Annotated in this window: 14 protein-coding genes; 12 read left to right on the forward strand and 2 right to left on the reverse strand. The window is 70.1% G+C overall.

The annotated features are described in order from the left end of the window. Positions 1-74 precede the first annotated feature (74 nt). The gene (locus tag C6N31_RS09075; protein ID WP_198357358.1) at positions 75-1,001 is read right to left on the reverse strand and encodes a hypothetical protein; all 927 of its coding nucleotides are present in this window, start codon (positions 999-1,001) and stop codon (positions 75-77) included. Between the two features lie 120 nt (positions 1,002-1,121). Here C6N31_RS09075 and C6N31_RS09080 point away from each other — a divergent pair, with 120 nt between their 5' ends. The 11 genes from C6N31_RS09080 (at position 1,122) to C6N31_RS09130 (ending at position 16,395) form a co-directional block, all read left to right on the forward strand. Then, positions 1,122-3,752: a valine--tRNA ligase gene (locus tag C6N31_RS09080; protein ID WP_138357757.1), complete on the forward strand. Its 2,631-nt coding sequence runs from the start codon at positions 1,122-1,124 to the stop codon at positions 3,750-3,752. A 189-nt stretch (positions 3,753-3,941) separates the two neighbouring features. Then, positions 3,942-5,429, forward strand: coding sequence for a bifunctional tetrahydrofolate synthase/dihydrofolate synthase (folC, locus tag C6N31_RS09085; protein ID WP_232485012.1), 1,488 nt, complete (start codon positions 3,942-3,944; stop codon positions 5,427-5,429). 9 nt (positions 5,430-5,438) lie between these two features. After that, positions 5,439-5,774 carry a DUF4233 domain-containing protein gene (locus C6N31_RS09090; protein ID WP_138357755.1) on the forward strand — a complete coding sequence of 112 codons (336 nt, stop codon included), beginning with the start codon at positions 5,439-5,441 and terminating at the stop codon, positions 5,772-5,774. Positions 5,775-5,824: 50 nt separating this feature from the next. Then, positions 5,825-6,238 carry a nucleoside-diphosphate kinase gene (gene ndk, locus C6N31_RS09095; protein ID WP_138357754.1) on the forward strand — a complete coding sequence of 138 codons (414 nt, stop codon included), beginning with the start codon at positions 5,825-5,827 and terminating at the stop codon, positions 6,236-6,238. Positions 6,239-6,548: 310 nt separating this feature from the next. Next, positions 6,549-7,574, forward strand: coding sequence for a rod shape-determining protein (locus C6N31_RS09100; RefSeq protein WP_138357776.1), 1,026 nt, complete (start codon positions 6,549-6,551; stop codon positions 7,572-7,574). A gap of 128 nt (positions 7,575-7,702) precedes the next feature. Then, positions 7,703-8,650 carry a rod shape-determining protein MreC gene (gene mreC, locus C6N31_RS09105; RefSeq protein ID WP_138357753.1) on the forward strand — a complete coding sequence of 316 codons (948 nt, stop codon included), beginning with the start codon at positions 7,703-7,705 and terminating at the stop codon, positions 8,648-8,650. 2 nt (positions 8,651-8,652) lie between these two features. Continuing rightward, positions 8,653-9,282, forward strand: a complete 630-nt coding sequence (gene mreD / locus C6N31_RS09110) for a rod shape-determining protein MreD (RefSeq protein WP_198357359.1) — start codon at positions 8,653-8,655, stop codon at positions 9,280-9,282. Between the two features lie 75 nt (positions 9,283-9,357). Continuing rightward, positions 9,358-11,571, forward strand: a complete 2,214-nt coding sequence (gene mrdA, locus C6N31_RS09115) for a penicillin-binding protein 2 (protein ID WP_138357751.1) — start codon at positions 9,358-9,360, stop codon at positions 11,569-11,571. Then, positions 11,568-12,764: a rod shape-determining protein RodA gene (gene rodA / locus C6N31_RS09120; protein ID WP_138357750.1), complete on the forward strand. Its 1,197-nt coding sequence runs from the start codon at positions 11,568-11,570 to the stop codon at positions 12,762-12,764. The genes mrdA and rodA overlap by 4 nt, the downstream gene beginning before the upstream one ends. Positions 12,765-12,847: 83 nt before the next feature. Further along, on the forward strand, positions 12,848-14,368 hold the full coding sequence (locus C6N31_RS09125) for a CYTH and CHAD domain-containing protein (RefSeq protein ID WP_198357360.1): 1,521 nt from the start codon (positions 12,848-12,850) through the stop codon (positions 14,366-14,368). 101 nt (positions 14,369-14,469) lie between these two features. After that, the gene (locus C6N31_RS09130; RefSeq protein ID WP_138357748.1) at positions 14,470-16,395 is read left to right on the forward strand and encodes a TIGR03960 family B12-binding radical SAM protein; all 1,926 of its coding nucleotides are present in this window, start codon (positions 14,470-14,472) and stop codon (positions 16,393-16,395) included. Between the two features lie 23 nt (positions 16,396-16,418). On the opposite strand, the gene C6N31_RS09135 is transcribed toward C6N31_RS09130, so the two are convergent. Continuing rightward, a complete protein-coding gene (locus tag C6N31_RS09135) occupies positions 16,419-17,612 on the reverse strand; it encodes an ROK family transcriptional regulator (RefSeq protein ID WP_232484968.1) in 1,194 nt (397 codons plus the stop codon). 146 nt (positions 17,613-17,758) lie between these two features. Here C6N31_RS09135 and C6N31_RS09140 point away from each other — a divergent pair, with 146 nt between their 5' ends. After that, positions 17,759-19,225 carry an APC family permease gene (locus C6N31_RS09140; protein ID WP_198357361.1) on the forward strand — a complete coding sequence of 489 codons (1,467 nt, stop codon included), beginning with the start codon at positions 17,759-17,761 and terminating at the stop codon, positions 19,223-19,225. Positions 19,226-19,299 lie beyond the last annotated feature (74 nt).

The raw sequence follows: 19,299 nt of genomic DNA on the forward strand, positions 1-19,299 counted from the left end.
CTCGTGGAACGTACGTCTTGCTTCGTGTGACCGTGACCGCGTACCGCTAGGTGGTCACGGCCTGCTGCGTCGGTCTACTTGATCTCGACGCGGGCGTCCTTGCGCACCTTCGCTGTGGTGGCCGCGGTGTCGCTGATGCTGGGGCCGCTGCCGGTGAGGGCGGCGATCGGGTCGACGACCATGACCATGGCCACGGTGCTGCGGTCGGACCAGATGCACAGCGGCACATCCGCGCTCTTCACCGGTGAGGTGCTGGTGGTGGGCGCCTTGAACCTGACGATCTGGCACTTCATGACGGCGCCGCCGTCGAGCCCGTCCGGCGTGACCTTCTCCGGGGTCCCGACGAGCTCGGCGTCACCCTCCTTGGTGATGTCCTTCGTGCCGCTGACGAAGAGCGCGTCCACCTCCCGCCCGGGATCGGCGACCGTGCCCCACACGCCCCTGAACAGCATCTTCTTCTTGGTGCTGTTCTCGTAACTGCCGCCCGCCGGCTCCGGGTTGACGACTCCGGGCACGTCCCTCATCTCGGTCTTGCTGTCGTCGTCCAGCGGGTCCTTGAGCTGGAAGTCACCGGCGACGGTCTGCGGAGCGGTCAGCTTGTACTTCTTGCCGTCGTCGCTTCCGCTGCCCTTGTTGCCGCCGGTGGTGCCGCCGCTGCTGCTGACCGTGCCCTTGTCCGCGTCCCCGCCATGGAAGAGCGCGAAGGCGCCCCCACCGATCGCGGCGACGACGACCACGGCGGCGATGACGATCCACACCGTGTTCTTCTTGCCGGGCGGCGGCTGCGGCGGATAGCCGCCGAAGCCCTGCTGCGGCTGCTGTCCGTACGGGCCGGTCTGCGGGGGGACCTGCGCCGGGTAGCCGTACCCGGGCTGCTGAGGCTGCTGTCCGTAGCCGCCCTGCTGGGGCTGGCCGTATCCGCCGGGCTGCTGCGGCTGCTGCCCGTAGGGGTTCGGCTGCCCGCCGTAGCCGGGATCGGGCGGCGGTTGGTTGTAGCTCATGTGACTCGTCCCCTCCGTAAACGACCGTGCACCCATCCTTCCGGATGTCTTACCCGCCGCTTACGCCGGGCCCGCTACGGCTTCGTAACGAGCGGTGCGGGGCGCCCGTAGAATGACGGGGTGACCGACAACTCTCAGCGCAGCCCCCATGGCGGGCCGAACAGCACCCCCGAACTGCCGACCGCGTACGTGCCGGCCGAGGTAGAGGGGAAGCTGTACGAGCGCTGGGTGGAGCGTGGGTACTTCGAGGCCGACGCCAAGAGCGACAAGCCGCCCTACACGATCGTCATCCCGCCGCCGAACGTCACGGGCAGCCTGCACCTGGGGCACGCCTTCGAGCACACGATCATCGACTCGCTGACCCGCCGCAAGCGCATGCAGGGGTACGAGACGCTGTGGCAGCCCGGCATGGACCACGCCGGCATCGCCACCCAGAACGTCGTCGAGCGCGAGCTGGCCAAGGAGGGCAAGTCCCGCCACGACCTGGGCCGCGAGGCGTTCGTCGAGAAGGTCTGGCAGTGGAAGGAAGAGTCCGGCGGCCAGATCTCCGGCCAGATGCGCCGCCTCGGCGACGGCGTCGACTGGTCGCGTGAGCGCTTCACCATGGACGAAGGCCTCTCGCAGTCCGTCCAGACCATCTTCAAGAAGCTCTACGACGACGAGCTGATCTACCGCGCCGAGCGCATCATCAACTGGTGCCCGCGCTGTCTGACCGCCATCTCGGACATCGAGGTGGAGTACCAGGACGACGACGGCGAGCTCGTCTCGATCCGCTACGGCGAGGGCGACAACGCCATCGTCGTCGCCACCACCCGCGCCGAGACGATGCTCGGTGACACCGCCGTCGCCGTCCACCCGGACGACGAGCGCTACGCGCACCTGGTCGGCACCGAGATCGAACTGCCGCTCACCGGGCGCCGGATCCCGATCGTCGCGGACGAGCACGTGGACCCGGAGTTCGGCACCGGCGCCGTCAAGGTGACCCCGGCGCACGACCCGAACGACTTCGAGATCGGCCGCCGGCACGACCTGCCGAACCTCAGCGTCATGAACGAGCGGGCGATCATCACCGTCCCGGGCCCCTTCGAGGGCCTGGACCGGCTCGAAGCCCGCAGCGCCATCGTCGCGGCCCTGCGCGCCGAGGGCCGGATCGTCGCCGAGAAGCGCCCGTACTCGCACTCGGTGGGGCACTGCTCGCGCTGCAAGACGACCATCGAGCCCCGGCTGTCGCTGCAGTGGTGGGTCAAGGTCGGCCCGCTGGCCCAGGCCGCCGGTGACGCGGTCCGCGACGGCCGGGTGAAGATCCACCCCAAGGAGATGGAGTCCCGCTACTTCAGCTGGGTCGACAACCTCCACGACTGGTGCATCTCGCGCCAGCTCTGGTGGGGCCACCGCATCCCGGTCTGGTACGGCCCGGCCGGCGAGGTCGTCTGCGTCGGCCCCGACGAACTGCCGCCCACCGGTGAGGGCTGGACGCAGGACACCGACGTGCTCGACACGTGGTTCTCGTCGGGCCTGTGGCCGTTCTCCACGCTGGGCTGGCCCGAGCAGACCGAGTCGCTGGAGAAGTTCTATCCCAACTCGGTGCTGGTCACCGGCTACGACATCCTCTTCTTCTGGGTCGCCCGGATGATGATGTTCGGCCTGTACGCGATGGACGGCACCCCGCCGTTCCACACCATCGCCCTGCACGGCATGGTCCGCGACCAGTTCGGCAAGAAGATGTCGAAGTCCTTCGGCAACGCGGTCAACCCGCTGGAATGGATGGACAAGTACGGCTCCGACGCCGTCCGCTTCACCCTGGCCCGCGGCGCCAACCCCGGTGTGGACGTGCCGATCGGCGAGGACTGGGTCCAGGCCTCCGGCAAGTTCACCAACAAGATCTGGAACGCGACCCGCTTCGCGCTCATGAACGGCGCGACGGTCGAGGGTGAACTCCCGCCCGTCGAGGAGATGTCGGCCACCGACCGCTGGGTGCTGTCCCGGCTCAACGCGGTCGTCGCCGAAGTGGACGCGCTCTACGAGGACTACCAGTTCTCCAAGCTCTCCGAGGCGCTCTACCACTTCGCGTGGGACGAGGTCTTCGACTGGTACGTCGAGCTGTCGAAGACCACCTTCTTCGCGGGCGGCCGCGGCGCCGAGGTCTCCGGCCGGGTGCTCGGCGAGGTGCTGGACGTGCTGCTGCGGCTGCTGCACCCGGTGGTCCCGTTCGTCACCGAGACGCTGTGGACCACGCTCACCGGCGCCGAGTCGGTCGTCGTCGCCGACTGGCCGAAGGACAGCGGCTTCCGGGACGCGGCGGCCGAGAAGGAGATCGCCGGCGTTCAGCAGGTGGTCACCGAGGTCCGCAGGTTCCGCGCCGACCAGGGCCTGCAGCCCGGCCAGAAGGTCCCCGCGCAGCTCACGCTGCCGGGCGCGCTGGCGGCCCACGAGGCGCCGATCCGGCAGCTGCTGCGCCTGCAGCCGGCCGGTGCCGGCTTCAGCGCCACCGCGACCCTCCCGGTCGCCGGCGGCACCGTCGCGATGGACCTGTCCGGCACGATCGACGTCGAGGCCGAGCGCAAGCGGCTGACCAAGGACATCGGGCTGGCCGAGAAGGAGAAGGCGCAGGCGCTGGGCAAGCTCGGCAACGAGGCGTTCCTCGCCAAGGCGCCCGAGCACGTCGTGGACAAGCTCCGCACCCGGCTGGCGACGGCCGAGGCGGACATCGCCCGCATCACCGCCCAGCTGGACGGCCTGCCGCAGGGCTGACCCGCGGCACCACCCGGACCTCGGGACGCGGGGGCCGGCCCGTTCGCCACGGGCCGGCCCCCGCGTCCGTCGCGTTCTCCGGGGCGCGCGCGGTGCGCCGCCCGCTCACCCGGGCATGTGGACCCGCACCGGCTCCGTAGACTGGGCGGCGTGAGCGAGCACCCCCAGAACGACGACGCGGCAGCAAACCTGTTCGACGAGACCCCGGACGACGACGCCCCCGACGGCGGGCCCGTCCGGGAAGCCGACATGGCGGTGATCGAGGCAGGCAGCCGTACCCTGCGCACGCCCGTCCCGCTCACGCCGGACGACGGCGTACCGGCCCCGCCCAAGGACCCCGCGACCGAGCGTGAGCTGCGGGAGATCGAGGGGGAGCTGACCGGGCGCTGGCCCGAGACGAAGCTGGAGCCGTCGCTCGACCGGATGACCGCACTCATGGACATCCTGGGCGAGCCGCAGCGCACCTACCCGGCCATCCACATCACCGGGACCAACGGCAAGACCAGCACCGCCCGCATGGTCGAGCAGCTGCTGCTCGGCTTCCATCTGCGCACCGGCCGCTACACCAGCCCGCACGTGCAGGCGATGACCGAGCGGATCAGCCTGGACGGGCAGCCGATCAGCGCCGAGAAGTTCATCGAGACGTACCGCGACATCCAGCCGTACATCGAGATGACGGACGACGCGCAGCCGCACCGGCTGTCGTTCTTCGAGGTGCTCACCGCGATGGCCTACGCGGCCTTCGCCGATGCGCCCGTCGATGTCGCGGTCGTCGAGGTCGGCATGGGCGGCAGCTGGGACGCCACCAACGTGATCGACGGCTCGGTCGCCGTCGTCACCCCGATCGCGCTCGACCACACCGACCGGCTCGGCACGACGCCCGGCGAGATCGCCGTGGAGAAGTCCGGGATCATCAAGAAGGACGCGACCGTCGTGCTGTCCCAGCAGCCCGTCGACGCCGCGACCGTGCTGCTCAAGCACGCCGTCGAGGTCGACGCGACGGTGGCCCGCGAGGGCATGGAGTTCGGTGTCGTGCACCGCGAGATCGCGGTCGGCGGCCAGCTGCTGACACTGCGCGGCCTCGGTGGCGAGTACGAGCAGATCTTCCTGCCGCTGCACGGCGAGCACCAGGCGCAGAACGCCGCGGTCGCGCTGGCGGCCGTCGAGGCGTTCTTCGGCATCGGCACCACACGGGTCGGCTCGCTGGACATCGACACCATCCGCGGTGCCTTCGCGTCCGTCACGTCGCCGGGCCGTCTGGAGATCATCCGGCGCAGCCCGACCGTCGTCCTGGACGCCGCGCACAACCCGGCCGGCGCGCGGGCGGCGGCTGCCGCGGTCAGCGAGGTCTTCGATTTCACCCATCTGGTGGGGGTCGTCGGTCCGAGTGCGGAGAAGGACGTCCGCGGGCTGCTGGAGGCGTTCGAGCCGGTGCTCGCGGAGATCGTGGTGACCCGGAACTCGACCAGCCGGGCGATGGACGTGGACGCGCTGGCGGCGCTGGCCGTCGAGGTCTTCGGGGACGACCGGGTGCAGGTCGAGGCGCGGCTGGACGACGCCATCGAGGCCGCGATCACCCTCGCCGAGGACGAGGGCGCGTACTCGGGGGCGGGCGTGCTGGTCACCGGATCGGTGTTCACCGTGGGAGAGGCCCGGCTGCTGCTGGGCCGGAAGTGAGGCGGCACGATGCGGACCTTGTGCGCGAGCACCCTGATCGGTGAGTTCTTCGTGATCGGCTTCGCCGGTCTCGTCGCGATGAAGCAGGACGATCTGACGGCCGGCACGGTGTGGGCGGTGTGCGGCGCAGGGATGCTGCTGTGCGTGCTGCTGTGCGGCATGCTGTCCCGCCCCGGGGCCCTCGCGGTCGGCTGGGCGCTGCAGATCGCTCTGGTCGTGAGCGGCTACTGGGTCGGGACGATGTACTTCCTGGGCGTGGTCTTCGCGGCCCTGTGGTGGGCCTCCGTCCACTACGGCCGGAAGATCGACGAGGCCAAGGCGAGGCACTCGGCGCAGGTGGCCTGACCACGCCTTGTAATGTCGTCATACCCGTCACCGTCAGTAGGAGCCGTACCGTGAGCCAGCGCACCCTTGTCCTTCTCAAGCCGGACGCCGTCCGCCGCGGCCTGATCGGCGAGATCATCGGCCGGATCGAGCGCAAGGCAGGCTGGACGATCGGCGCCCTCGAACTGCGCACGCTCGATCTCGGCACCCTGGAGCAGCACTACGCCGAGCACGTCGGCCGCCCGTTCTACGAGCCGCTGATGGAGTTCATGGCCTCGGGCCCGTCCGTGGCGCTGGTCGTCGAGGGCGAGCGCGTCGTCGAGGGCGTACGGGCGCTGGCCGGCCCCACCGACCCGATCGCCGCCGCCCCCGGCTCCATTCGCGGGGATTTCGGCAGCATCGTGCGCGAGAACCTCATCCACGCCTCGGACTCCCCGGAGTCCGCCGAGCGGGAGATCAAGCTCTTCTTCCCGGGCCTGGTCTGAACAATCGGCCCGCCGTCCCGCTTCCGGGTGTATGCGCTGACCGGCTGTACCCCTTCTGACCTGCGGTGAAGGCTCGTCGACTGACGCCCAATCAGCTCAGAGGCGACCGGGGAAATCCGGTCGCCTCCGGCATATGCAACGCATTATCGGGAACCAATCTCTCCGACACGTCGTCACCATTACCAGCGGACGCTGTGTGTTCTGATGACAATGACGTCGGAACCCCGGACCCCGTGCCCCGTGGGGCGCGACTACGATGGAATCTCCGCTCAAGCTCGGGAAGGCCAGACGTATCCACATGGCGAACAACATGTCGTTCATCGGCCGTGACATGGCTGTCGACCTCGGGACTGCCAACACGCTGGTGTACGTCAGGGGTCGCGGGATCGTCCTCAACGAGCCCTCGGTCGTCGCCATCAACACGAACACCGGCGGCATCCTGGCGGTCGGCGCCGAGGCCAAGAAGATGATCGGCCGCACCCCGGGAAACATTGTCGCGGTCCGCCCGCTGAAGGACGGCGTCATCGCCGACTTCGAGATCACCGAGCGGATGCTGCGCTACTTCATTCTCAAGATCCACAAGCGTCGTTATCTGGCCCGCCCCCGCGTCGTCGTCTGCGTGCCCTCCGGCATCACCGGGGTCGAGCGACGCGCCGTCATCGAGGCCACCACCCAGGCCGGCGCCCGCCAGGTGCACATCATCGAGGAGCCGATGGCCGCCGCGATCGGCGCCGGGCTCCCGGTCCACGAGGCCACCGGCAACATGGTGGTCGACATCGGCGGCGGCACCACCGAGGTCGCCGTGATCTCACTCGGCGGCATCGTCACCGCGCAGTCCATCAGGGTCGCCGGCGACGAGCTGGACAGTTCGATCATCCAGCACATCAAGAAGGAGTACAGCCTCCTGCTCGGCGAACGCAGCGCGGAGCAGATCAAACTCACCATCGGGTCGGCCTTCGACCCGAAGCTGGAGAAGGACGAGCACACCGAGATCCGTGGCCGTGACCTGGTCAGTGGCCTGCCCAAGACGGTGGTGATCTCGGCCGCCGAGGTCCGCAAGGCCATCGAGGAGCCGGTCAACGCGATCGTCGACGCGGTCAAGACGACGCTCGACAAGTGCCCGCCCGAACTCTCCGGCGACATCATGGACCGTGGCATCGTGCTGGCCGGCGGAGGAGCGATGCTCCGCGGGCTGGACGAGCGACTGCGGTACGAGACCGGAATGCCGATCCACATCGCGGAATCCCCGCTGGACTGCGTGGCGCTCGGCGCCGGCAAGTGCGTCGAGGAGTTCGAGGCGTTGCAGCAGGTTCTGGACGCCCAGCCGCGCAGATGAGTTCGCAAGGTCCTGCGTGCGGGTGACTGCCCGCCGGCACGCGGGATCGTTCTCACTGCGTCACACACTTCGACCGGCCGGGGACCGCAGCCGACCGGTCCGTTCGAGGAAGGCACGGACTGGCGCCCGTGAGGGACACACGAGAGAGCCGGCTTCTGCTGGTGCTGTTGATCGCGATCGCGTTCGCACTGATCACCGTGGACATCCGCGGCGGCGAACAGTCACCGATGGACGGCCCCCGACAGGCGGCGGCCTCGGCCTTCGGACCTGTCGAAAAGGGTGTGGCGTCCGCCGTCGACCCGGTCGGCAACGCGATCTCCGCGGTGCGCGACTCCGGGGGGCGGCACAGCACGATCAGCCGCCTGGAACGCGAGAACGCGGAGCTCAAGCAGCAGCTCGGCAGCAAGGACATCACCCGCAACAAGGCCCGTGAACTGGACCAGCTCCTGAAGACCGCGGGAGCCGGCCAGTACGCGATCAAGGGCGCTCAGATCATCGCCATAGGAGCCGCCCAGGGATTTTCCTGGACGGTCACCATCGACGCCGGAAGCGCTGACGGCGTCCTCCGCGACCAGACCGTCATCAACGGCGAAGGCCTGGTCGGACGGGTCACCACCGTCGGACCCTCCACCTCCACCGTGCTGCTCGCCAACGACCCGGACTTCACCGTCGGGACCCGGATGGAGGGCTCGATGGAACTGGGCTTCGCGACCGGCCAGGGCGACCGGCCGATGCGCGTCCAGCTGCTCAACGGCAAGGCCAAGGTGAAGAAGGGCGACCGGCTGGTCACCTTCGGCTCGCAGGCCGGCAAGCCGTTCGTACCCGGCGTCCCGGTCGGCAGGGTCGTCGCGATCGACCCGTCCGCGGGCAGCCTCACCCGTACGGTCCAGGTCGAGCCGTACGTCGGCTTCTCCCGGCTCGACATCGTCGGCGTCGTCGTCGAGGGCCCGCGCACGGACCCGCGCGACAGTGTGCTGCCGCCGAAGCCCACGCCGTCGCCCACCGCGGCCAAGGTCGCCCCGCCGGCGCGGAAACCGGGCGCCACCCCTTCCGGTGCGCCCACCACCAGGAGCTGACCATGCGACTCAACCGGATCCTGCTCTCCACCGTCCTGGTCGTCGTCGCGATGGTCGTCCAGGTCAGCGTGCTCGCCAGGCTGCACCTGCCCGGCGCGGTACCCGACCTGCTGCTGCTCACCGTGCTCGGCCTCGCGCTGACCTACGGCCACGTCGGCGGCTCACTCGTCGGCTTCGGCGCCGGCATGCTCGCCGACCTGGCACCGCCCGCCGACCACGCCGTCGGCCGGTACGCGCTCGTGCTGTGCGTCATCGGCTATCTGGCGGGCCTCGCCAAGCCCGAGACCGGGCAGCTGCGGACCGCCGCCATGCCGATGCTCGTCGTCGTCGCGGCGGCCATCGGCGGCACCCTGCTCTACGCGGGCGTCGGCGCCCTGGTCGGCGACACCGCCGGGGCCCATGTGGGTCTCGCCAAGCTGATCTTCACCGCGGCCGTCTACGACCTGCTGCTCGCCCCGTTCATCGTCCCGCTGGTCATGGCACTGGCCAGACGCTTCGACCACGACCCGCTCGCCGAGGACGCGGCCGGCGGCTACGGCAGCCGCATCGGCAGCCAGCGCGCCGGCCTGCTCGGCCGGGTCGGCCGCGGCAGCCGGGTCGGCTCCATCGCCAAGGGAGGCCGCAGGCTGTGAGCGCCCGCCCTCCCCTGGCCTCCGGCACGGGGAACCCCACCGCCACGAATCCCGCGAGGAAGGCGCCGCGCGCCGATGTCTAACATTCCCGAGACCGGCCGCACCTCCCGCGTCACGATCCGCCTGGTCATCCTGCAGATCCTCGTCTTCTCCCTGCTGCTCACCCTCGGCGGACGCCTGTGGTACCTGCAGATCCGCAACGGTGACGAGTACACCGAGAAGGCCGCCAGCAACCACATCCAGCAGGTCGTGACCCCCGCGGTCCGCGGGGCGATCCTGGACGCGCGCGGTGTGCCCATCGCCGACAACGAGACCCGGCTGGTGGTATCCGCCAGCCGCACCGAGCTGCTCAAGCAGAAGGACGACGGCAAGGCCGTCCTCACCCGGCTCGCCGCGGTGCTGGCCATGCCGCCCGCCGACGTCATCGCCAAGGTCCGGCTCTGCGACGCCAAGACCCCCCAGCCCTGCTGGAACGGCTCGCCGTACCAGCCGATCCCGATCACCGACAAGGCCACCACCCAGCAGGCGCTGCAGATCATGGAGCGCCGCGAGGACTTCCCCGGTGTGACCGCGGAGCCGACCGCCGTCCGCCGCTACCCGGCGCCGAGCAAGGCCAACGCCGCACAGGTGCTCGGCTACCTCTCGCCCGTCACGGACGACGAGATCGCCTCCTCGCAGAAGAACGGCACGCCGCTGCTGCGCTCCGACCAGGTCGGCCGCTCCGGCCTGGAGCGCCAGTACGACGCGGCGCTGCGCGGTACGGCGGGCGTGACCCGCTACGAGGTGGACAACCTCGGCCGGGTGATCGGCCGGGCCGGTGACACGCCCGCGGAACCCGGCGCCAATCTGGTGACCAGCATCGACTCGCGCGTCCAGGCCGTCGCCGAGAAGGAGCTGAACGACGCGATGGTGGAGGCCCGCAAGACCTTCGACACCGTCACGGGCACCAACTACAAGGCCGACTCGGGCGCGGTCACGGTCATGGACGTGCACACCGGCCAGGTCATCGCGATGGCCAGCGCCCCGACGTACGACCCGAACGCGTGGGTCGGCGGCATCTCGCCGGCCGACTACAAGCAGCTGACCGGCAAGGACTCGAACTACCCGCTGCTGAACCGGGCCATCCAGGGCCTGTCGGCGCCCGGCTCGACCTTCAAGGTGATCTCCACGTCGGCCGCCGTCAACGCCGGATACCCGCTCGACGGCGCCTACCCCTGCACCTCGTCGATGACCATCGGCGGCCGTGTGTTCAAGAACTTCGAGGGCGAGAGCTTCGGCGCGATCAACCTCGGCAAGGCGCTGGAGATCTCCTGCGACACCGTCTTCTACGGGCTCTCGTACAACCAGTGGCTCGCGGACGGCGGCACCAAGCCCAAGAACCCCAAGGACTTCTTCTACAAGACCGCCCACCAGTTCGGCCTGGGCGCCAAGACCGGCATCGACCTGCCGGGCGAGGTCAAGGGCCGGGTCCCGGACCGCCAGTGGAAGCAGGCCTACTTCGAGGCCAACGTGGACTACTGGTGCCGGGAGGGGAAGACCAACAAGCAGGACTACGCGACCCAGATCGCCCGCGAGAACTGCGTCGACGGCAATGTGATGCGCGCCGGTGACTCGGTGAACTTCGCGATCGGCCAGGGTGACACCCTCGTCACCCCGGTCCAGATGGCGCGGATCTACTCGGCCCTCGCCAACGGCGGCACGCTCTACCAGCCGACCATAGGGAAGGCGATCGTCAGCGCGGACGGCAAGACGATCAAGCCGATCGCGCCCAAGGCCACCGGCAAGCTGCCGGACAGCGCCGAGACCCTGAAGTACATCAACCAGGCCACCGCCGGCGTCATCACCAGCGGTACCGCCGCCTGGCGCTTCTCCGGCTGGCCGCAGGACAAGATCCAGCTGCACGCCAAGACCGGTACCGCCGAGGTCGACGGCAAGCAGACGACGTCCTGGCTGACGACGTACACCAAGGACTACGCGATCGTCATGACGATCTCGCAGGGCGGCACCGGCTCCGGCGGTTCAGGACCCGCGATCCGCAAGATCTACGAGGCGATGTACGGCATCCAGGCCAACGGCTCGATCGACAGCAAGAAGGCGCTGCTGCCGACCCCCGAGACGAAGCTGCCGAAGTTCGCCGACGACGGCTCCGTCGTCCGTGCCGTGTCCGCCGTCACCACCCTCGCCCCGTCGTCCGGCGCACCCTCCGCGCCCGCCGGCGGCCCGGTGCTCGCCGCGCTCGCCCCCGGCCGCGACGACAAGCTCCTGCTGGGCCGGAGGTACGTCTCATGACCGCCAACGGCTACACGATCCGCCGCTTCACCCCGGAACGCAGCACCCTGGGCAAACTGCTCGCCCGGGACTCGATACTGCGCCGGATGGACTGGGTCCTGCTGGGCTCCGCACTCGCGCTGTCGGCGATCGGCACGCTGCTTGTCTACTCGGCGACCCGCGGGCGCACCAACCTCACCCACGGCGACCAGTACTACTTCCTGCTGCGCCATCTGATGAACACCGGCATCGGCCTCGGCCTCGCCGCGGGCGTCGTGGCGCTGGGACACCGCCGGCTGCGCGGTGTCGTGCCGGTGCTCTACGTGATCTCGGTGCTGCTGATCCTGTCGGTGCTCAGCCCGCTGGGCACCACGATCAACGGCGCGCACTCATGGATCGTGATCGGCGGCGGCTTCTCGCTGCAGCCGTCCGAGTTCGTGAAGATCACCATCATCCTGACCATGGCGATGCTGCTGTCGGCGCGGGTGGACGCGGGCGACCGCGTGCACCCCGACCACCGCACCGTCCTCCAGGCCCTGATCTGGGCCGCGCTGCCCATAGCGATCATCATGCTGATGCCGGACCTCGGCTCGGTGATGGTGATGGCGGTGATCATCCTCGGTGTGCTGCTCGCCTCCGGCGCCTCCAACCGCTGGGTGCTGGGCCTGATCTCGGCGGGCGCGGTGGGGGCCGCGCTGATCTGGCAGCTCGGCGTGCTCGACAAGTACCAGGTCGACCGGTTCGCGGCGTTCGCCAACCCCGCCCTGGACCCGGCCGGCGTCGGCTACAACACCCACCAGGCGCTCATCGCGATCGGCTCCGGCGGCCTGTTCGGCAAGGGGCTCTTCCACGGCAGCCAGACCACCGGCCAGTTCGTGCCCGAGCAGCAGACCGACTTCGTCTTCACCGTCGCCGGCGAGGAGCTCGGCTTCGCCGGGGCCGCCGCGATCATCGTCCTGCTCGGGCTGATCGTCTGGCGGGCCTGCGCGATCGCCCGCAGCGCCACCGACCTGTACGGCACGATCGTCGCGGCCGGCATCGTCGCCTGGTTCGCGTTCCAGGCGTTCGAGAACATCGGGATGACGCTCGGCATCATGCCGGTCGCCGGCCTGCCGCTGCCCTTCGTGTCGTACGGCGGCTCGTCGATGTTCGCGATCTGGATCGCCATCGGACTGCTCCAGGCGGTCCGGATACAGCGCCCGATGTCCGCCTGATCGCCGCCACCGGCCGGAACGAACCGGCCGGTGGCAAGGTACGCGCCATTGCCCGCAGCGGAACCCGCGACTACGTTCCCTTCATGGGTAAGCGTGTGCGGGAGACCGAGCGCAAGTACGAAGCGGACGGCCGGTTCGAGCAGCCCGATCTCAGCGGGCTGCCCAAGGTCGTCAGCAGCTGTGACCTGGATCCGGCGGAACTCGACGCCGTCTATTTCGACACCGAGGACCTGCGCCTCGCGGCCCGCAGGATCACCCTGCGCCGCCGCACCGGCGGGGACGACGCCGGCTGGCATCTGAAACTGCCGACCACCGAGGCCGACACCCGCACCGAGGTGCACGCCCCGCTCGGACGCGCGACCCGCACCGTCCCGAAGGACCTGGCCGCCGAGGTGGCCGTGCACACCCGGGGGCGGCGGCTGATCCCCGTCGTGCGGCTCAAGAACCACCGCGAGCGGCAGCATCTGCTGGACGCGGCGGGGGAGCCCCTGGCGGAGATCGCCCACGACCACGTCACCGCACAGCTGCTGGGAGCCGGCCCGGCGAGCAAGGCCCTGGCGATCACCTGGACCGAGTTCGAGGTCGAACTCGTCGGCGGCAAGCCCGCGCTCCTGGACGCCGTCGAGCAGCGGCTGGCCGCCGTGGGACTGCACCTTTCGGACTCGCCCTCCAAGCTCGCCCGCGCCCTCGGCGACCGGCTGACGGCGGCGATCGTCCCGCCGGGACCGCCCGCCGAGATCCTCACCGCCGGGGACGCCGCGCTGGCCTATCTGTACGAGCAGCTGCGGGCCCTCATCGCCCTCGACCCCGAGGTCCGGCGGGCCGAGCCCGACGCCGTGCACCAGATGCGGGTCGCGGCCCGGCGGGCGCGCAGCGCCCTGAAGACCTTCCGCCGGGAGCTGGACCGGGCCGTGACCGACCCGGTCGGCGAGGAGCTGAAGTGGCTCGGCGCGGTGCTGGGCACGGAGCGCGACCGTGAGGTGCTGGCCGAGCGGCTGCAGGAGCGGCTCACGGAGCTCGCCCCGGACCTGATCGACGAAACGCTGCGCAGCCGGCTGCTCGCGGAAGGCACCAAGGCGCACGGCGAGACGCACGCCGCCGTGCTGCGGGTGCTCGGCGGCCCGCACTACTTCCAGGTGCTGGACACGGTCGAGGCACTCCTCTCGGACCCGCCGTACCTGGAGGGCGCGAAGGCGGCCGCGACGCCCGCGCTGCAGAAGGCCGTACGCCGGGACCACCGGCGGCTGCGGAGGCTCGTCGAGGCCGCCATGGCCGTCGAACGCGGCCAGGAGCGCGATCTGGCGCTGCACGAGGCCCGCAAGGCGGCCAAGCGCGCCCGCTACTGCGCCGAGGCCGCCCGCCCGGTGCTCGGCTCCCCGGCGAAGGAGCACACCGCCCGGATGAAGTCCGTCCAGCAGCTGCTGGGCGAGCACCAGGACAGCGTGATGTGCCGGGTCGCGATCGCCCGGCTGGCCGGGGAGGCCGTCGCGGCGGGCGAGAGCGCCTTCCCGTACGGCGCGCTCAGCCAGCTGGAGCGGGCCCGCGCGATCGAGGTGGAGGAGCAGCTCCCGGAGCGCTGGCGCGAGGCCGATCTCCGGCCGTGATCCGGTGCGGCGCACGGCCGGGATTTCCACCGGGCGAAGGCGACTCCGAAGGCGCGCTAGTCTTGAGGGTCACCCCTGCCCGCTGATGAAAGACATCTCTGATGCCTGTCGAGTCGGTCTTCCCCCGTCTGGAAGCGCTTCTCCCGCACGTCCAGAAGCCCATCCAGTACGTCGGTGGGGAGCTGAACTCCACCGTCAAGGACTGGGACGCCTGCGATGTGCGCTGGGCGCTGATGTACCCGGACGCGTACGAGGTCGGCCTGCCCAACCAGGGCGTCATGATCCTTTACGAGGTGCTCAACGAGCGCGAGGGCGTCCTCGCCGAGCGCACGTACAGCGTGTGGCCCGACCTGGAGGCCCTGATGCGCGAGCACCAGGTTCCGCAGTTCACGGTCGACGCGCACCGTCCGGTCAAGGCGTTCGACGTGTTCGGCCTGAGCTTCTCCACCGAGCTCGGCTACACCAACATGCTCACCGCGCTGGACCTCGCCGGCATCCCGCTCAACGCCGCCGACCGCACGCTCGACGACCCGATCGTGCTCGCGGGCGGCCACGCGGCCTTCAACCCCGAGCCGATCGCGGAGTTCATCGACGCCGCGGTGATCGGCGACGGCGAGCAGGCGGTGCTGGCGATCACCGACATCGTCCGCGCCTGGAAGGCCGAGGGCCGTCCCGGTGGCCGTGACGAGGTGCTCTTCCGGCTCGCGAAGACCGGTGGGGTGTACGTCCCCAGGTTCTACGACGTCGAGTACCTGGAGGACGGCCGGATCTCCCGCGTCGTCCCCAACCGCTCGGGCGTGCCGTGGCGGGTCTCCAAGCACACCGTCATGGACCTCGACGAGTGGCCCTACCCGAAGCAGCCGCTGGTCCCGCTCGCGGAGACCGTCCACGAGCGGATGTCCGTCGAGATCTTCCGCGGCTGCACCCGCGGCTGCCGTTTCTGCCAGGCCGGCATGATCACGCGCCCCGTGCGGGAGCGAAGCATCACCGGCATCGGCGAGATGGTCGAGAAGGGCCTCAAGGCCACCGGCTTCGAGGAGGTCGGCCTCCTCTCGCTCTCCTCCGCGGACCACAGCGAGATCGGTGAGATCGCCAAGGGCCTCGCGGACCGCTACACGGAGGACAAGGTCGGCCTGTCGCTGCCCTCCACCCGGGTCGACGCCTTCAACATCGACCTCGCCAACGAGCTGACCCGCAACGGGCGCCGGTCCGGCCTCACGTTCGCCCCCGAGGGCGGCAGCGAGCGCATCCGCAAGGTCATCAACAAGATGGTCTCGGAGGAGGACCTGATCCGTACGGTCGCCACCGCGTACGGCAACGGCTGGCGCCAGGTGAAGCTGTACTTCATGGTCGGGCTCCCCACCGAGACCGACGAGGACGTCCTGCAGATCGCCGACATGGCGCGCAACGTCATCCAGAAGGGCCGCGAGGTCACCGGGCAGAACGACATCCGCTGCACGGTCTCCATCGGCGGTTTCGTCCCCAAGCCGCACACCCCCTTCCAGTGGGCGGGCCAGCTCGGCGTCGAAGAGACCGACGCCCGGCTCGCCAAGCTGCGGGACGCCATCCGCAACGACAAGAAGTACGGCCGCAACATCGGCTTCCGCTACCACGACGGCAAGCCGGGCATCGTCGAGGGCATGCTCTCCCGCGGCGACCGCCGGATCGGCGCGGTCATCCGCGCGGTGTACGAGGACGGCGGCCGCTTCGACGGCTGGCGCGAGCACTTCAGCTACGACCGCTGGATGCGCGCCGTCGACAAGGCGCTCCCCGGCACCGGCGTCGACCTGGACTGGTACACCACCCGCGAGCGCACCGAGGAAGAGGTCCTGCCCTGGGACCACCTGGACTCGGGCCTCGACAAGGACTGGCTGTGGCAGGACTGGCAGGAGTCGCTGGACGAGACCGAGGTCGAGGACTGCCGCTGGACCCCGTGTTTCGACTGCGGCGTCTGCCCCCAGCTCGACCTGGACATCCAGATCGGCCCGACGGGCAAGAAGTTGCTCCCGCTGACGGTCGTCAAGTAGCAACCGCAGCGGTCGGCATCGTCCTAGGACGATGCCGACCGCTGTTCGAACACCACATCCCGTGCTGTTCCCAGCGCGGTGGCCACCGCGCCCAGAACCACCGCGTCCTCTCCGAGGGCGCTCGGCACCACCTTCGGTCGTAGCGGTGTCAGCGCCCGCAAGGTGTCCCGGACCGTGCTCAACAGCAGGTCCGCGCTGTGACCCACGCCCCCGCCCAACACCACCAGGTCCGGATCCAGCACCGCCGCCACCGCCGCCACCGTGTGCGCGAGCCGTTCCCCCTCCTGGCGGACGGCGGCCACAGCGGCGACGTCGCCGGCCCGTGCCGCGTCGAAGACGTCCTTGGCGGTGAGCGGGCCGCTCATGCCCAGCCCGCGGGCGGCCTGGACGACGGCGTCGGCCGCCACCGCGCTCTCCAGGGTGTCCGGTGTGTCCGGCCGGTGGTGGCCGGGGCCGGCCCACGGCAGATAGCCGATCTCGCCCGCCGCGCCGTGCGCGCCGGTGAACAGCCGGCCCTCGGAGACCACGCCCATGCCGAGCCCGGTGCCGATCATGACGTAGACGAAGAGCTTGCTGCCCGCGCCGACGCCGAAGGTGTACTCGCCGAGGGCCGCCAGGTTGGCGTCGTTGTGGACGGCCAGCGGTACCCCGAGTTCGTCCCGCATCCGGTCGAAGAGGCCGGCCCGGCCCCAGCCGGGCAGGTGCTGGGCGTAGCGGACCCGGCGCTGCGTCTCGTCGTACACGCCGGGGGTGCCGACCACCGCGTGGGCGACCTTGGCGGGGGCGACGCCGGAGTCGGCGACGACCTGGTGGGAGGTGGCGACCACGAGGTCGGCCATCGCGGCGGAGCTGCGGGCGCGGTTGCGGACGTCGGCGCGGGCGACGACCGTTCCGTCGAGGTCGGCGAGGGCGACCCGCAGCCACGCGCGGCCGATGTCGATGCCGAGCGCGTAGCCGGCCGAGGCGTCGGGGGCGTAGAGCACGGCGACGCGGCCGCGTTCGGGGGTGTGCAGGCCGGCTTCGCGGACCAGTCCTGCCAGTTCGAGGAAGGCGAGGGCGCTGGAGACCGTCGGCTTGGACAGGCCGGTCTCGCGGGCGAGTTGGGCGCGGGAGGCGACGCCCCCGGTCCGCAGCCGCTCCAGCAGGAGCCGCTCGTTGGTGCTGCGCAGTCGCTGTCGGTTCCAGGGCTGTTCCGCACCACCGTCGCTGCTGCTCATCGCACCATTCTCATGCATATCGCCGTGACCCCTTGACGCATCAAGTAAAGGTACTTAACTTAAGCACGCCCGGCGCCGAGGCGAACCCCTGCACTGGCGAAACGGCAGTCCGCTCCCCGTCCCCGTCACCTGCCCAGGGAGGCACCGTGTCCGGCTCCCCGCCACCTGCTGGCGGCTTTGTCCGCCGTATCGGCCTGTTCCAGGCCACCGCCATCAACATGAGCCAGATGTGCGGCATCGGACCCTTCGTCACCATCCCCCTGATGGTCGCCGCGTTCGGCGGGCCGCAGGCCGTGATCGGCTTCCTGGCCGGCGCCCTGCTGGCGCTGGCCGACGGTCTGATCTGGGCCGAGATGGGCGCGGCGATGCCCGGTTCCGGCGGCTCGTACGTCTACCTCCGGCAGGCGTTCCAGTACCGCTCGGGCAAGCTCATGCCGTTCCTGTTCGTCTGGACGGCCATGCTCTTCATCCCGCTGATCATGTCCACCGGAGTCGTCGGCTTCGTCCAGTACCTCGGCTATCTGGCCCCCGACATGGGCCAGAACGCGGGGGACGCCGTCGGTCTCGGCATGATCGCGCTCGTCGTCCTGCTGCTGTGGCGTGGTATCGAGCACATCGCCCGCATCACCGCCGTCATGTGGTGCGTGATGATCCTGTCGGTCGCGCTGGTCATCCTCGCCGCGTTCACCCACTTCGACGCGGACCTGGCCTTCACCTACCCCGCGCACGCCTTCGAACTGACCAGCCACACCTTCTGGATCGGCTTCGCCGCGGGTCTCACCATCGGCATCTACGACTACCTCGGCTACAACACCACCGCGTACATGGGCGCCGAGATCAAGGACCCCGGGCGCATCCTGCCGCGCTCCATCATCTTCTCGATCCTCGGCATCATGGGGATCTACCTGCTGCTCCAGATCGGCACCCTCGGGGTCATCGACTGGCACCGGATGCTCAACGCCGACGACATCGCCTCCTCGTCGGTCGCCTCCGCGGTCATGGAGAAGACCTGGGGCAAGGGCGCCGCCGACACCGTCACCGTCCTCATCCTCATCACGGCCTTCGCCTCGGTCTTCACCGGACTCCTCGGCGGCTCCCGGGTGCCCTACGACGCGGCCCGTGACCGCGTCTTCTTCCGCCAGTACGGGAAGCTGCACGCCCAGCACCGCTTCCCGATGCTGGGCCTGGCCACCATGGGCGTCATCACCGCGATCGGCTTCCTCATCGGCCGCCACACCGATCTGGCCACCCTCATCCAACTGCTCACCACCGTCATGGTGATCGTCCAGGCGCTCGCGCAGATCCTCGCGGTCTCGGTGTTGCGCCGCCGCCAGGCCGGTCTGCACCGGCCGTACAAGATGTGGCTCTACCCGCTGCCGAGCATCATCGCCCTCGTCGGCTGGCTGGTGATCTACGGCTACGCGGACAAGAACTCGCCCGGCCGTCACCCCATCGAGTGGTCCCTGGCGTGGGTCACCCTCGGCTGCGTCGCCTTCCTCCTGTGGGCCCGCTTCGAGAAGGTCTGGCCGTTCGGGCCGAAGGAGATCACCGAGGAGTACCTCCAGGGGATCGACTCCGACACCGAGCAGGACACCGCGCCGGCGGCCGTCTGACGGACGCGGGGACGTAGGGCGGGGCCCCGGGCGAGCTGCCCGGGGGCCCTCCGCTTCTGGGTTCCGGCCGGCGT

Source organism: Streptomyces fildesensis, assembly GCF_016107395.1.
GTDB classification, from domain to species: Bacteria; Actinomycetota; Actinomycetes; order Streptomycetales; family Streptomycetaceae; genus Actinacidiphila; species Actinacidiphila fildesensis.

Coding starts and splice junctions, on each gene's coding strand:
- C6N31_RS09135 (WP_232484968.1), bottom strand. CDS start 17,612: ATGAGCAGCAGCGACGGTGGTGCGGAACAGCCCTGGAACCGACAGCGA.
- mreD (WP_198357359.1), top strand. CDS start 8,653: ATGCGACTCAACCGGATCCTGCTCTCCACCGTCCTGGTCGTCGTCGCG.
- rodA (WP_138357750.1), top strand. CDS start 11,568: ATGACCGCCAACGGCTACACGATCCGCCGCTTCACCCCGGAACGCAGC.
- mrdA (WP_138357751.1), top strand. CDS start 9,358: ATGTCTAACATTCCCGAGACCGGCCGCACCTCCCGCGTCACGATCCGC.
- C6N31_RS09100 (WP_138357776.1), top strand. CDS start 6,549: ATGTCGTTCATCGGCCGTGACATGGCTGTCGACCTCGGGACTGCCAAC.
- C6N31_RS09075 (WP_198357358.1), bottom strand. CDS start 1,001: ATGAGCTACAACCAACCGCCGCCCGATCCCGGCTACGGCGGGCAGCCG.
- C6N31_RS09125 (WP_198357360.1), top strand. CDS start 12,848: ATGGGTAAGCGTGTGCGGGAGACCGAGCGCAAGTACGAAGCGGACGGC.
- C6N31_RS09130 (WP_138357748.1), top strand. CDS start 14,470: ATGCCTGTCGAGTCGGTCTTCCCCCGTCTGGAAGCGCTTCTCCCGCAC.
- C6N31_RS09090 (WP_138357755.1), top strand. CDS start 5,439: ATGCGGACCTTGTGCGCGAGCACCCTGATCGGTGAGTTCTTCGTGATC.